The 13877-nt window shown below is 45.4% G+C and carries 18 protein-coding genes and 1 pseudogene; 16 read left to right on the top strand and 3 right to left on the bottom strand.

The features are described from left to right. The first annotated feature begins 125 nt into the window (after window positions 1–125). Both P3X63_RS14145 and P3X63_RS14140 read left to right on the top strand, forming a co-directional pair. Window positions 126–857, top strand: a complete 732-nt coding sequence (locus tag P3X63_RS14145; RefSeq protein WP_035428200.1) for an SGNH/GDSL hydrolase family protein — start codon at window positions 126–128, stop codon at window positions 855–857. An 80-nt stretch (window positions 858–937) separates the two neighbouring features. Next, window positions 938–1084, top strand: coding sequence for a hypothetical protein (locus P3X63_RS14140; RefSeq protein ID WP_179115706.1), 147 nt, complete (start codon window positions 938–940; stop codon window positions 1082–1084). A 113-nt stretch (window positions 1085–1197) separates the two neighbouring features. Here P3X63_RS14140 and sda read toward each other — a convergent pair whose 3' ends face one another. After that, the gene (gene sda, locus P3X63_RS14135; protein WP_026587947.1) at window positions 1198–1338 is read right to left on the bottom strand and encodes a sporulation histidine kinase inhibitor Sda; all 141 of its coding nucleotides are present in this window, start codon (window positions 1336–1338) and stop codon (window positions 1198–1200) included. A gap of 363 nt (window positions 1339–1701) precedes the next feature. Here sda and P3X63_RS14130 point away from each other — a divergent pair, with 363 nt between their 5' ends. Genes P3X63_RS14130 through P3X63_RS14095 form a run of 8 tightly spaced genes read left to right on the top strand, consistent with a single transcriptional unit; the run spans window position 1702 to window position 6728 of the window. Beyond that, window positions 1702–2220, top strand: coding sequence for a YqeG family HAD IIIA-type phosphatase (locus P3X63_RS14130; RefSeq protein ID WP_026587946.1), 519 nt, complete (start codon window positions 1702–1704; stop codon window positions 2218–2220). A 3-nt stretch (window positions 2221–2223) separates the two neighbouring features. Beyond that, a complete protein-coding gene (gene yqeH, locus P3X63_RS14125; RefSeq protein WP_026587945.1) occupies window positions 2224–3324 on the top strand; it encodes a ribosome biogenesis GTPase YqeH in 1101 nt (366 codons plus the stop codon). A gap of 18 nt (window positions 3325–3342) precedes the next feature. Continuing rightward, window positions 3343–4179 carry a shikimate dehydrogenase gene (gene aroE / locus P3X63_RS14120; RefSeq protein ID WP_026587944.1) on the top strand — a complete coding sequence of 279 codons (837 nt, stop codon included), beginning with the start codon at window positions 3343–3345 and terminating at the stop codon, window positions 4177–4179. Further along, the gene (gene yhbY / locus P3X63_RS14115; RefSeq protein WP_026587943.1) at window positions 4173–4463 is read left to right on the top strand and encodes a ribosome assembly RNA-binding protein YhbY; all 291 of its coding nucleotides are present in this window, start codon (window positions 4173–4175) and stop codon (window positions 4461–4463) included. Before aroE ends, yhbY begins: the two co-directional genes overlap by 7 nt. Before the next feature lie 20 nt (window positions 4464–4483). Continuing rightward, window positions 4484–5053, top strand: a complete 570-nt coding sequence (locus P3X63_RS14110) for a nicotinate-nucleotide adenylyltransferase (protein WP_026587942.1) — start codon at window positions 4484–4486, stop codon at window positions 5051–5053. Next, the gene (gene yqeK, locus P3X63_RS14105; protein WP_026587941.1) at window positions 5043–5606 is read left to right on the top strand and encodes a bis(5'-nucleosyl)-tetraphosphatase (symmetrical) YqeK; all 564 of its coding nucleotides are present in this window, start codon (window positions 5043–5045) and stop codon (window positions 5604–5606) included. Before P3X63_RS14110 ends, yqeK begins: the two co-directional genes overlap by 11 nt. Window positions 5607–5619: 13 nt before the next feature. After that, complete coding sequence (gene rsfS / locus P3X63_RS14100) at window positions 5620–5973, top strand: ribosome silencing factor (RefSeq protein ID WP_026587940.1); 354 nt, start codon at window positions 5620–5622, stop codon at window positions 5971–5973. Next, complete coding sequence (locus P3X63_RS14095) at window positions 5973–6728, top strand: class I SAM-dependent DNA methyltransferase (RefSeq protein ID WP_277691101.1); 756 nt, start codon at window positions 5973–5975, stop codon at window positions 6726–6728. The genes rsfS and P3X63_RS14095 overlap by 1 nt, the downstream gene beginning before the upstream one ends. A gap of 67 nt (window positions 6729–6795) precedes the next feature. Here P3X63_RS14095 and comER read toward each other — a convergent pair whose 3' ends face one another. Then, entirely contained in the window at window positions 6796–7617 is an 822-nt protein-coding gene (gene comER, locus P3X63_RS14090) for a late competence protein ComER (RefSeq protein WP_026587938.1), read from the bottom strand. 83 nt (window positions 7618–7700) lie between these two features. Here comER and P3X63_RS14085 point away from each other — a divergent pair, with 83 nt between their 5' ends. The 3 genes from P3X63_RS14085 (at window position 7701) to P3X63_RS14075 (ending at window position 11305) form a co-directional block, all read left to right on the top strand. Then, window positions 7701–8330: a helix-hairpin-helix domain-containing protein gene (locus P3X63_RS14085; RefSeq protein ID WP_277691098.1), complete on the top strand. Its 630-nt coding sequence runs from the start codon at window positions 7701–7703 to the stop codon at window positions 8328–8330. Between the two features lie 68 nt (window positions 8331–8398). Further along, window positions 8399–8968, top strand: coding sequence for a ComE operon protein 2 (locus tag P3X63_RS14080; RefSeq protein WP_077736398.1), 570 nt, complete (start codon window positions 8399–8401; stop codon window positions 8966–8968). 6 nt (window positions 8969–8974) lie between these two features. Further along, window positions 8975–11305 carry a DNA internalization-related competence protein ComEC/Rec2 gene (locus P3X63_RS14075; RefSeq protein WP_277691095.1) on the top strand — a complete coding sequence of 777 codons (2331 nt, stop codon included), beginning with the start codon at window positions 8975–8977 and terminating at the stop codon, window positions 11303–11305. Between the two features lie 111 nt (window positions 11306–11416). On the opposite strand, the gene P3X63_RS14070 is transcribed toward P3X63_RS14075, so the two are convergent. Next, window positions 11417–11548, bottom strand: a complete 132-nt coding sequence (locus P3X63_RS14070; protein WP_026587934.1) for a YqzM family protein — start codon at window positions 11546–11548, stop codon at window positions 11417–11419. A 234-nt stretch (window positions 11549–11782) separates the two neighbouring features. Here P3X63_RS14070 and holA point away from each other — a divergent pair, with 234 nt between their 5' ends. The 3 genes and pseudogenes from holA (at window position 11783) to P3X63_RS14055 (ending at window position 13819) form a co-directional block, all read left to right on the top strand. Further along, on the top strand, window positions 11783–12805 hold the full coding sequence (gene holA, locus P3X63_RS14065) for a DNA polymerase III subunit delta (protein ID WP_026587933.1): 1023 nt from the start codon (window positions 11783–11785) through the stop codon (window positions 12803–12805). A 219-nt stretch (window positions 12806–13024) separates the two neighbouring features. Further along, window positions 13025–13355, top strand: a pseudogene (locus P3X63_RS14060) (winged helix-turn-helix transcriptional regulator). A 170-nt stretch (window positions 13356–13525) separates the two neighbouring features. Further along, entirely contained in the window at window positions 13526–13819 is a 294-nt protein-coding gene (locus P3X63_RS14055; protein ID WP_026587932.1) for an RNA polymerase alpha subunit C-terminal domain-containing protein, read from the top strand. Window positions 13820–13877: the final 58 nt, after the last annotated feature.

Here is a 13877-nt window from a genome sequence, read left to right as displayed (position 1 = left end):
TGAATGTTCCTGAGTCGAAAAGAACAGATTAAAAGCGTAGTATCAATCATTCAGAGAGAGTTTCTCCGTTGAAATTGACCAATCTCTTTTATATGATCGTATTATTGGCTTTTGGAGGTGAAACGATGAAAAAAATGTTTGCAATGGTCCTCGTTTTCCTGCTGCTTCTTTCCGGATGCGGAAAGGACGGCACCCGAAAAATCGTTGCGTTCGGTGACAGCAATACACGCGGTTCAAATTGGCAGTTTCGCGAATATCCAAAAGCGGAGAAGTGGGTCAATTTACTACAAACTTCTCTTCGCGGGAAGTACAGCATCGTGAATGCGGGTATCGGCGGAGAAACGACGGAAGACGCCAGATTTCGCTTTCGAAAGGATGTGCTCGACAAGCATCCGGCATACCTTTTGATCATGTTCGGAACAAATGATGCGGCAATACTTGCAAAAGGGGTTCCGCGCGTGTCGAAAAAAAGATTTAGAGAAAATCTGTCTTATTTCGTCAAAGAAAGCCGCCGCCATGGGATAAAACCGGTGTTGATGACATGTCTTCCGCTCGTTGAAGGAAGCGGGAACAACATTTTTTATTATTCGAGATACAGGGCTGCTTCGTTTGAAAAGTACGGAGGAGCGAGAAAGTGGCATGATTCCTATAATGAGGTCACAAGGAAAACGGCGCGCAAATTGGATGTGCCACTCATTGACAACTGGAAAAGCATCGTTGACAAGGCTGGCGGACAAACGGATGAGCACTTGATCAAATCGGGGTATATCGATCCGTCGGGAAACCACTTAACCCCAAAAGGCGCTCGGATCATTTTTGAAGACATCAAAAAAAGCGGCGTCATAAAAACTTCTTGAGAATCGGTCAACGGCCTAGCCATTTCTCCTTTTTGGTCATAGGCTGTTACTACAATAGTCTTAAAAGGAGGAATGATGTGATGGCCTTCGGATATCCGTATTCATATCCGGCTTATCCCGGCTACGCAGGTGCAGCATACGGCTATGCTTTTGTTGTCGTTCTCTTGGTCGTATTGCTGGTGATCGGTGGATTTTACTGGTTGAGTCCGTACGGATTCTTCAAATAGCACCTCTTCTGACAGAGGTGTTTTTTCATGAAAAACAGTAGTAAGCGTATTATTCAAGTGATATAATATCAACCTAAGTGAAAAAAGCGGCAAGAACGCCCGGAAGTGCTAACTTAAGAAGAGACGGAAAGCAGATGACCGAGCGACCTTCTTTTGATTTCAGATTCAATCAGCTCGATGAATTCGCGGTTTAAATTCATCTCATTTGCTTTAATGTATGATTCTATTAAAAGTTCATCAGACAGCTTTCTCATACTTGGTACCCATTTAATGGGGAAGACACCTCCTCATGAAAATTGGAATAACCAGTTTTGAAACTGCATAAAATGTTAAGTTATATGATCTTGTTTGAAGTACCTATAATCTATCATGAATATTGGGCAAGAACAATCGTTCTGTTATCCACACCAAAAAGTGGATAACTTGTGGGTATCATGTTTATAATTTAATAAAAGGTTGATGAAATAAGAGTGGATACTGTGTGTAATTTTATCCACACCTGTTGAAGAATCCTATTATATGTCGAAAACTTTTCGGACAGCCGATTTTTTAAGACACTTTTAGATTTGATTCGACACATAGAAAAAAGCAGTAAGTGAAAGGAAAGGGTGCGGCTTGTGTTAAAAAAGTTTTTTCTGCCGGATGAATTTGTTAAAAATATTTTTCATATTACCCCTGAAAAGCTGAAAGAGCGCAATGTTAAAGGGATTATTACGGATTTGGACAACACGCTTGTGGAATGGGACAGGCCAAGCGCTACACCGCGTCTCATCGAGTGGTTTGAAGAGATGAAGGAGAACGGCATTAAAGTTACCATCGTTTCCAATAATAATGAAAAACGGGTCAAAATTTTCTCGGAACCGCTGAATATCCCGTTTATTTATAAAGCGAAAAAGCCGATGGGCAGAGCTTTCAGGAAAGCTGTGAAAAATATGGGACTGAAAAAAGAGGACGTTGTGGTGATCGGGGATCAGCTCATGACCGATGTCCTCGGAGGAAACCGCAATGGCTTTCACACGATTCTTGTTGTGCCTGTGGCCGCTTCCGATGGCTTTTTTACGCGTTTTAACCGTCAGGTGGAACGGAGGATTCTCAGTTCGTTAAAACGAAAAGGCCATATTCAGTGGGAGGATTAAAGCATGGAAAAGGTAGTATGTATCGGATGCGGAGTTGCCATCCAAACCGAAAATAAAAATGAACTGGGCTATGCGCCTGAATCATCTCTCCTGAAGGAAGACGTGATTTGTCAGCGCTGCTTCAGACTGAAAAATTACAACGAAATCCAGGACGTCTCTCTGACGGATGATGATTTTCTAAACATCTTGCACGGCATTGGGGAAACGGATTCGCTTATCGTGAAAATCGTCGACATTTTTGATTTCAACGGAAGCTGGATTAACGGATTAAGCCGTATTGTCGGAGGCAATCCGATCCTATTAATAGGAAACAAAGCGGATATTCTGCCGAAATCGGTCAAGCGGGACCGACTAGTTCATTGGATGAAACGCGAAGCGAAAGAGCTCGGGTTAAAGCCCGTCGATGTTCTGCTTGTCAGCGCAGGGCGCGGCCAGGGTATGAAAGAAGCGATCGATGCGATTGAGCATTACAGAAACGGCAAAGATGTGTATGTCGTCGGATGCACGAACGTCGGAAAGTCCACTTTTATCAACCGGATTATCAAAGAGGTGTCGGGAGAAGAAGACATCATCACAACATCCCAGTATCCCGGCACAACGCTTGACGCGATTGAAATCCCGCTTGATGACGGCTCATCAATGTACGACACTCCGGGAATCATCAATCACCATCAGATGGCCCATTACGTCGCAAAACGCGATTTGAAAATATTGTCGCCGAAAAAAGAACTGAAGCCCCGCACTTTTCAGCTGAATGACGGGCAGACGCTCTTCTTCGGCGGACTGTCAAGGCTTGACTTTGAATCCGGAGACAGGTCGCCGTTTGTATGCTATATGCCAAATGAACTCAATATTCACAGAACAAAGCTTGAAAACGCGGATCAGCTTTATGAAAAGCATGCGGGGGACATGCTGGCCCCACCTGCGAAAGAGGATCTTGAAACGTTTCCCGAGTTTGTCAGACACACATTCACGATAAAGGATCAGAAAACCGATGTCGTCTTTTCAGGGCTTGGCTGGGTGACGATTCAGGGCGCTAAGCAAAGAATTGTCGCACACGCTCCTAAAGGCGTTTCCGTCTTTTTGCGCAGATCATTAATCTGAAGATAGGGGGAGAGGATGATGAAACCGATTTACGGACTGATTGGAAATCCTGTCGCACATTCCATGTCTCCGGACATCCATAATGCCGCTTTGCAAGACCTTTCCTTGGACGGGCATTACCATGCTTTCCGTGTTGAAAAAGACGATCTGGAAGATGCGGTCAAAGGTATGCGGGCCCTCGGTGTGCAAGGATTTAATGTGACGGTGCCGCATAAGGTCTCCATTATGAAATACCTTGACCGCATTGATGAAAGCGCCAAAGCGCTCGGAGCGGTAAACACTGTCAGAAGAGAAAAAGACGGGCTTGTCGGATATAATACAGATGGGGAAGGATTTTTAAAATCGCTGAAACAGTCTCTTGATCGGCCGATTCGCGAGCTTTCTGTTTTGATTGTCGGCGCGGGAGGCGCGGCCCGGGCGATCTTTACGACGCTTGCGTCACAGCGGCCGCAGCGGCTTGATGTGGCAAACCGCACACCTGAAAAAGCAGAAGCGTTTACCGGGCTTTTTGAGGGAGAGGTGCAGGCGCTGACTTTGCAGGAGGCGGAAGCCAACCTGTCAGCGTACGATGTCGTGATTCAAACGACATCTGTCGGCATGCACCCGGACGTCGATGACGCCCCGATTTCTTTAGCGAATGCAAAAGAGGCGAGCCTTGTTTGCGACATCATCTACAATCCGCTCAAAACCGCTTTATTGAAAGAAGCTGAAGCAAAGGGATTGAAAATACTGGACGGTGTCGGCATGTTCATCGGCCAGGCCGCTTTATCATTTGAACTGTGGACCGGACGTGAGCCGAATATTGAAAAAATGAAATCCATTGTTTTGCGAAAATTAGGAGGAACAACATGTTAACTGGAAAACAAAAGCGCTATTTACGAAAAGAAGCGCATCATCTGTCACCGATTTTTCAAGTCGGAAAAGGCGGAGTCAACGATAATATGGTAAAACAAATCAGCGAAGCGCTTGAAGCCAGAGAATTGATTAAGGTAAGCGTGCTGCAAAACTGCGAACAGCCGAAAGACGAGGTCGCGGATGCTTTGGCAAGCGGAGCAGGCGCCGAACTGGTGCAAACGATCGGTAATATCATTGTGCTGTACAAGGAGTCAAGAGAAAATAAACAAATTGAACTTCCTTAGGCTCTTAAAAGGTGGTAGACATGAGGAAAATCGGGGTTTTTGGAGGGACGTTTGATCCTCCGCACAACGGGCACTTGCTGATGGCAAATGAAGTGCTGTATAAAATGGGTCTTGATGAAATATGGTTTATGCCCAATCAAATTCCGCCGCATAAACAGGAAAATTCGTTTTCGCAAAGCCGTCACCGTGTTGAAATGCTGAAGCTCGCCATCAAGGGAAAAAGGAATTTTAAACTGGAGACGATCGAGCTTGAAAGGGAAGGCCCTTCCTATACATATGATACGGTCTGTCTGTTGAAGAAGCGGTATCCGAATGACGAATTTTATTTTATCATCGGGGCGGATATGATTGAATATTTACCGAAATGGTCTAACATTGACAAGCTGATCGAAATGATCCAATTCGTCGGGGTCAAGCGGCCGGGCTTTCAAATTGAAACGCCCTATCCGCTTGTTTTCGTAGACGTGCCGGTATTTGAAGTATCATCGTCTTTACTCAGGGACCGCATCAAAAATCGTCAGCCGACCGATTATTTAATTCCTGACGATGTAAAGGTCTATGTAAAGGAGCATCATTTATATGAAACGTGAGGAAGCACTAGCTTGTGTGAAAGAGCAGCTGACAGAGCAGCGCTACATCCATACAATCGGGGTAATGGAAACGGCTGTGCAGCTGGCGGAACGGTTTGGCGCCGATGTGAAAAAAGCGGAAACCGCAGCGATTTTTCATGACTATGCCAAATTTCGTCCAAAAGAGGAATTGAAACATATCATTCAAAAAGAAGGCAGGCCCTTGGATGTGCTCGATTTTCATCATGAATTGTGGCATGCACCCGCCGGGGCGGCGCTTGTCAAAGCCGAAGTCGGAATCACCGATGAAGACATATTGTCGGCGATCAGATATCACACATCGGGGAGGCCGAACATGACCCTGCTCGACAAGGTGGTTTATGTAGCCGATTATATTGAACCGGGCCGCCGTTTTCCGGGGGTTGACGAGGTTCGTTCACTGGCTGAAGAAGATTTGGATCTTGCGCTCATTCAGGCGCTGAAAAATACGATTACCTTTTTACTATCAAAGAACCAAGCCGTTTATCCGGAAACGGTCGCGACATATAATGCTTTTGTAAAAGAAAGACAATAGGAGGAATTTGTGAATGGATCAAGCTTCAATATTAAAAATAGCTGCCGAAGCCTGTGATGATAAACGTGCAGAAGATATCATCGCCATGAATATGCAAGGGATTTCCCTTGTCGCTGATTATTTTCTGATTTGCCACGGAAATTCTGATAAGCAGGTTCAAGCCATTGCCCGGGAAATAAAGGATCAGGCTGAAGAAAATGGAATTGACGTAAAGAAAATGGAAGGGTTTGACGAAGCCAGATGGATCTTAATTGATTTAGGCGATGTCGTCGTTCACGTTTTCCACAAGGAAGAAAGAGGTTATTACAACCTTGAGAAACTGTGGGGAGATGCTCCTCTTGAAGACCTTTCATTCGGAGTCAATTAATGATTTATAAAGGTTTTTCCGGCATTTATGACAGCCTGATGGCCCATGCTCCTTACGATCAGTGGGTCGAATGGATAGAGAACGCGCTCAGCGAAAAACGGAAAGAAGATATTCGCATTCTTGACCTGGCCTGCGGAACAGGTGAAATATCTGTGCGCCTTGCCGAAAAAGGCTATGATGTCACAGGCGTTGACTTCAGTGAAGATATGCTGTCACAGGCCCAGCAAAAAGCGGCTGACCGCAGGCTGGAGATCCAATTTTTACAGCAGGATATGCGTGAGCTTGGGGGATTCGGCCGAGCATTTGACGCCGTTGTCATTTGCTGTGATTCATTAAATTATCTACCTGATGAAAAAGGTGTTTTCGCTACCTTTAAAAACGTTTTTTCGTTGTTAAAAGACGGCGGCCTTCTGTTGTTTGATGTCCATTCCGTCTACAAGATGGACGTTGTATTTCCGGGCAGCACGTACGCTGACCAGGATGAGGCCATCAGCGTCATCTGGCAAAGCTATGCAGGGGAAGAAGCTCATTCCGTTATGCATGACCTGACGTTTTTCGTAGAAAGCGGCGGCGTTTATGAACGGTTTGATGAATCCCATGAACAACGGACATTTGAGACTGAGGTATACATCCGCTTATTGGAGAAGGCCGGATTTGACATTCAAAAGATCACGGCCGATTTTTCCGGTCTTGAACCAGAGGCGGATACAGAACGGCATTTTTATATCGCTAAAAAAGCTAAAACCATCGTTTAATATGACGATGGTTTTAAAAATGCCATTTTCCATTGTTGAGCAGGCGTTCAAGATGTGAAACAATGGCTCAAACGGGAAATTGCTTTTTGACTGCGGCGATATCTTCTTCATACTTCAGATGCGTGTTGCGGAACAGCTGCCGGAACATATCCCCGACACCGTTTTCCAGCGCTTTGATGCCTTCCCCGGTGACACCCCCTTTTACACAAACCTTTTCCTGAAGAGCGGGCAGTGTGTAAAGCTCTGTTTCAAGGAGTTTCCCAAGACCTACCAGCATCTCCTTCGTCATCAAGATGGCGTCCTCTTTTGACACCGCCGTTTCTTCAACAGCGGCTTGAATGAATAATTGGGTTAAATAGCTGATGAAGGCGGGGCCGCAGCTGACGATATCTGAGGCGACTCGCGTAATGCCGCTTTCGATTTCCAGCGGAATCGAAATCTTTTTCATCATATTTGTGATTTTTTCTTTCGCCTCTTCGGTGCAGCTTTCGCCGAACGTTAAAAGTGAAACGCCTGAAAGCGCCCTGTTTGTGATGCTCGGAATCACCCTTGCCGCCTGGCAGGAAACGACCGCTTCCAGCTGTTCGACCTGTACCGGGCTGGTTATCGTGATGAGAATCTGATCTTTTGTGAACGCGGGTGCCAATCGTTTTAACAAAGGAAAAATGTCAAGCGGCTTCACGCAAATCAATACGGCTTCACTTTCGGAAATGACATCTTCCGGCCGCTCTGCAACCTGGATTTCCGGAAATCGTTTTTTTATGTTCAACGCTTTGTCGATCGTTCGGTTTGTGATTGTTAAAGATGAGGGAATGACCGCTTTGGATTCAATGAGCGCCTCAATGAGTATCGTCCCCATGTTTCCTGTTCCGATAAAGCCGATATTCAATCGTTCTCCCCTCCTTTTCAACCTGTATCTTTTAAACGATATGAAAGCGGCAGTTAATTTATGTATGAAAGCGGGTGAACTGTATGCTAAATTGGCTCAAACAATACAAATGGTTTGCGGCAGGGGGATTGGCGCTAGTGGTCATCATTGCCGCCGCAGTCGTCACAAAGGGCGGTGACGATCTATCCTCAGCTCATTCGAGTGTGCCGGATGAAGCTTTGCAATCACCTGAGAAGACGGCAAGTTTGCCAGAGGATAAGAAAAACGAAGAAAAAGAAGAAATCGTCATCGATCTGAAGGGGGCGGTCAAGCAGCCCGGTGTTTACGAAATGAAGGCAGGTGACAGAGTTCATCATTTACTAAAAAAAGCGGGCGGCACCGTGAAAAAAGCCGATCAAAAACAAGTCAACCTAGCCGCCATTTTACGGGACGGCATGGTCGTTTATATTCCGTTTCAAGGAGAAGAAGCCTCCGCTCATTCTGAATCAGGGTCGTATTTGGCAGAAGGAGAAGAGGAAAACACGATCAATATCAACACAGCTTCTGCAAAAGAGCTTGAGGACATTCCCGGTGTTGGCCCTTCAAAAGCGGAAGCGATCGTCACATATCGGGAGGAAAACGGCCCATTTCAGACGATAGAAGACATCACCAATGTGTCAGGTATTGGAGAAAAATCATTTGAAAAAATAAAATCGTCAATATCGGTAAAGTAAATTGACGTCCTTGGATAAACATATGTACACTTAGGGAAGCTTACATCGTATTTTTGGAGGGAAAACAAGTGGAACGCATTTCATGGGATCAATACTTTATGGCGCAAAGCCATTTGCTCGCGCTTCGCAGCACATGTACAAGGCTTGCCGTGGGAGCGACGATTGTCAGAGATAAACGCATCATAGCCGGAGGATACAACGGATCAATCGCAGGCGGCGTCCATTGTGCGGATGAAGGCTGCTATATCGTGGACGGGCATTGCATCAGGACGATTCATGCCGAGATGAACGCGATCCTGCAATGCGCAAAATTCGGCGTTCCGACAGAAGGTGCCGAAATATATGTGACTCACTTTCCGTGCATTCAATGCTGCAAATCGATTATACAAGCAGGAATTAAAACGATTTATTATGCGAAGGATTATAAAAACCACCCTTATGCAGTGGAGCTGTTTGAACAGGCTTCCGTTAAAGTGGAGCAGGTTGAATTGGAAGAAATGATTATTGATTTGAAAAACCAGGAGAAATTATCATTTGTAGCCGATTTGATCAGGAAGCTGTCTGAAAAAGGGCTTGAGGAAGAGGAAATCAAAAACATACATGAGCAGGCCAACAAACTGTTCACAAGCTATGTTTAATCTGGAATGGACAAACACCGACTCCTCCCCTGCGGGGCAATTTCAGCGGCGGTTGGAATTGCCTTCGCCCACTCTTCATCATTCCTCTTCTTCGCCGTGTTCATATCGGTGCCGGCCGCCGTCAGCATGGTCAGAAAACAGTACCTCCTTTTTCTATTTTGCGCAGTGTGCTGCGGTTTTTACTCGATTTATTTTTTGGTGATTGACCATTTAAACGGCTCCATCTATCAAGAGGGTGCCATTCAAACGTCCGCATCAGTCGGAAATGTTCCAACAATCGACGGCGACCGCCTTTCTTTCAAAGCCGAAACCCCGGACGGAGAGTCCTTGAAAGCCCGCTATACCATTCAGTCACGGGAAGAAAAAAGAAAGCTGGCCGACCTTGGCCCCGGCAGTATATGTTTCATGAAAGGCGAATTGAAAAAGCCTAAAAACGCGACGGTCCCTGGAACATTTAATGAAAAAGAATATTTGCGCACACAAGGCATCCACTGGAACTTTGCCATTCAATCTATCAAAAACTGCAAGCAGAAAGACGCGCTTTCTTCCATTTTGTTAAACATCAGAAAATCAGGCCTCGATTTTATTGAAGATAACATGTCGGAAACCGCGGCCGGGGTTGTATGTGCGCTGATATTCGGCGATCGGTTTCTCATTGAACAGGAAGTCCTTGACGGATATCAAAGCCTTGGAATCATCCACCTGCTAGCGATTTCGGGTCTCCATGTCGGCATTTTGGCCGCCGCGCTGTTTTATTGCCTGCTGCGTCTTGGCATTACGAGGGAAGGTGCAAAATGGATTTTGATTTTTGCACTTCCCGCTGCCGCCGTGATCACCGGCGGAGCTCCGTCCGTGTTGAGGGCCGTGTTTATGTCGGACATCTATCTGCTTTCTTCATTGTCTAAAAAACGGCTGAAAAGCGCCGATGTTCTCAGCATAGCCTTCCTCGGCCTGCTGTTGTACAACCCGTATCTGCTCTTTCAGGCAGGTTTTCAGCTTTCCTTTGCAGTATCCTTCGTTTTTATTCTTTCAAAAGGCATATTGCTCAGACCGAAAAACAAAACGGCGCAGCTGCTGCTTGCATCTTTTCTTGCTCAGCTCGGCTCGCTTCCGATCCTCCTTTTTCACTTTCAGGAGTTTTCCTTTCTCAGTGTTCTGGCGAATCTATTTTTCGTACCATTTTATTTATTTGCCGTGATCCCGCTGTCGTTCGCCAGTTTGCTGGGGCTGATGTTGATTCGCCCCGCGGGGGAAATAGCGGCGGGAATCCTTGACATTTTACTTGGATGGAGCCACGAGGCTGTCAAAATCATATCTTCGGCAGATATGTTCACATTCGCTGCCAGCAAACCGGATGGGCTGCAGCTGCTTTTTTATCTCGGGTCCATCGGTATGCTCCTTATTGCTATGGAAAATGCGGTCTCCCTCCGAAAACTTTTCATCCCTTCCTGTCTTTTCATTTCCGTTTTTCTCTGGCATGTGATGCTGCCGCATTTCACACAAGATGGAGAGGTTACCATGCTTGATATCGGACAGGGTGACAGCATCTATATCAGTGGGCCCCGACAGAAAGGGAATGTTTTGATTGATACCGGGGGAATGGTTTCGTTCAAAAAGGAGCCGTGGAGAGAAAGAAAAAAAGCTTTTTCCCTGGCGGAAAACGCGATTATCCCGTTTCTCGCTACCAAAGGGGTTCAACAGCTTGATGCTTTGATTTTAACGCATGCCGACCAAGACCATGTCGGTGAAGCGGAAGTACTCATCAAAAAACATAAGGTGAAAGAGCTGGTTGTTCCGATAGGCTATGCGGCCGATCCGGCGGATGAAAAGCTGCTTCGCACTGCTATCGAACATGGGGTTGCTGTAAAAGCTGCCAAAAGAGGCGATAAGCTGAACATAGGCGGTTTGCAGTTTTATGTGCTTTCACCGGAAAAGGTGGATGGCGATAGCAAAAATAACAGCTCACTCGTTTTGTGGATGAAGCTGGGTGGTTTAACATGGCTTTTAACAGGCGATTTGGAACAGGATGGCGAAAGGGAGATCATGAAAGCCTATCCGGAACTGAAAGCCGATGTGTTGAAAGTCGGGCACCACGGGAGTAAAGGGTCGACAGGAGAGAATTTCATCAAACAAATCAAACCGAAGACAGCCTTGATTTCAGCCGGGGAACATAATCGGTACGGCCATCCGCACAAGGAGGTGTTAGACATCTTAAAACGCCATCGCGTCAAGGTATACCGGACAGATCGCGACGGAGCAGTTCAATACCTATTTGACAGGGGAAAGGGAACGTTTTTGCTCCATCCCCCATATGATAAAGTACATTCCACGCAATAAAAAAGACTGCCGCCTTGAGCAGTCGTCATAAAAAAGCCGGGCTGATAAAAAGCGAAGCTTTCGGCCGGGAACCCGTTCGAAGCAGCATCCGGATTTTCCGCCAAGTTCGATCTAAGCGGCGAGATGGATAACTGTGGCAATGATAAACATTGTAGCGAAAAATCCAAAAGTCACGATAAAGCCGACACCTGAATCTACAAGATCGTTGCGTTTGCTTTGTACGTCTTTTTCAAACTCATTCACAATTTACCCCTCCTATTGATATCCAGTATAATTCAATTCTTTACAAAAATCTAGAAGCTGTATGCGACCGTTTTCTACAATTTATGAACATCGTCTTTTATAAACTGACCCGGGGGTTTATAGAAGGCGTTTATTATAAATGAGAGAGCGGATGAGTCCGCTTCTCTCTTTACTAATTGCTGAACAGGATTTACGATATGAAGGGAAGGATGAAAAGAGAGGAAAGAGCAGATGATGGTATTTGATGTTTGGAAAAGCTTAAAAAAAGGCGATATTCATCCTGTTTACTGTTTGTACGGGAAAGAGACGTATCTTTTGCAGGAGACGGTTCAAAGGATTAGACAAGCTGTCGTTGATGAAGAGACGAAGGATTTCAACCTTTCCGTATTTGACTTGGAAGAAGAGGCATTAGACCTTGCCGTTGAAGATGCTGAAACCTTTCCGTTTATGGGGGAGAGGCGTCTTGTCGTTGCCAAAAACCCTTCTTTTTTAACAGCTGAAAAAAAGAAAGATAAACTGGAACATAACCTGGGGAGTCTGGAGGATTATATTGCACAGCCGGCGCCTTATTCCGTTTTTGTTCTGCTCGCCCCTTATGAGAAGCTTGATGAGCGTAAAAAGCTGACCAAGCTGTTGAAAAAACACGCCCAAATGGTCGAAGCGAAAGAGCTGAACGGCCGGGAAACGGCCGATTTTATCGCAGGGCTTGCAAAATCAGAAGGGAAGCTCATTGAACGAGAGGCGGCGGAGGAGCTTGTCATCCTGTGTAATGCCAGCCTGTCGGCCATTGCCCAAGAGGTGAAAAAGCTGAGTACATATATCGGTGATCGTGACTCGATCACGCTTGACGATGTCAAAAAGCTCGTTGCCAGAGGACTTGAGCAAAATATTTTTGAATTGATCAACAAAGTCGTGAACCGGAAGCGTACAGAAGCGCTGCAAATTTTCTATGACCTGTTAAAGCAAAATGAAGAACCGATCAAAATGATGGCGCTGATCGCAAACCAGTTCAGACTCTTAATGCAGACCAAGTATTTTTCACAGCAGGGGTACGGGCAAAAGCAAATCGCCTCAAACCTCAAAGTCCACCCGTTCAGGGTTAAGCTCGCGATTGACCAGGCGAGGCTGTTTTCAGAAGAAGAGCTGAAAAGCATCATCGAGCAGCTCGCCGTCATGGATTATGAAATGAAAACAGGCAAAAAGGACAAGCAGCTTGTGCTTGAGCTGTTTTTGCTGAAGCTTTTGCAGTCCGATTGAAAAAAACGGTTCTCTTAGATGAGAGAGCCGTCAGGCTGTTGAGATTTTCTCGACAGCCTTTTATTTGTTCTTTTGACGGCGGCAGAATTTTTCATAGTAATACGGTAAAATGTACGATGTATGTAAAATAAGAGTACTGCCGCGAATCTGGATGATATGGTAACGTAACTGATAATACCGAATCGGGAGTTGATATAGGTGAAGTCAAACGTCTAAGAAATGAAGACGACAGAAGGGATCATCATCACATTGGATGCCATAGGGGAAAATGGGATCACGCTGATCCTGGTTCATATTACTTCATGAAGGCACCAAACGCTTCGGAGAGCTGAGCCGGATGCTCCCTGGAATTACATAGGGTATGCTGACTAATCAGCTTCGGGAGCTTGAACATGATGTTTTAAGTGTGTCAGTAAATCCCTCCGAAGGTCGAATATAGTTTAACCGAGCATGGAAAACGTTGGCGCCGGTGTTGACCGGTATGTGCAGCTGGGGATATAAGCATCTCTACTTTGTGCGGCAAATAAATGATGAAGAGAGTTTGTCTTAAAAATCTTTACATACCTTCTATTTTTCGCTGCTTGTCATGTTCGAATAAATATAGGTCCGGCCATACATTTTGGTCTGCCTTTTATCAGAGCTTATGCAATTTTGCGCCCATTCAGCAAAGGATTGAACGTCTGCTGGAAAATAATAATTGAGAAAGGGAGAAATGTAAAAATGACAACCTCAAAAAAGAATTTAAGGACTTGCAGCAAAGGACACCAGTATTATAAAAGCAGTGATTGTCCTGTTTGCCCGATTTGTGAGCAAGAGCGCAAACCTGACAACGGATTTCTTTCATTACTCTCTGCACCAGCCAGACGAGCATTGGAACACAATGGAATAACTTCTTTGCAGCAGCTATCAAAATACAGCGAAAAAGAGATTTTGAAATTTCACGGTATGGGGCCGGCATCTTTACCTAAATTAAGGGCTGTTTTGAATGAAAATGGGTTAACATTTAAAAGCTAGACATCAAGAATGATTATATGTAACGAAAAGTTGTATAACCGAGAATTTATTTGCTGTC

Origin of the sequence: Bacillus sp. HSf4, assembly GCF_029537375.1 — a bacterium.
Classification (GTDB): Bacteria; Bacillota; Bacilli; order Bacillales; family Bacillaceae; genus Bacillus; species Bacillus sonorensis_A.
Note: the sequence above shows the minus strand (reverse complement) of the source record. Positions and strands in the feature narration are given on the sequence as shown.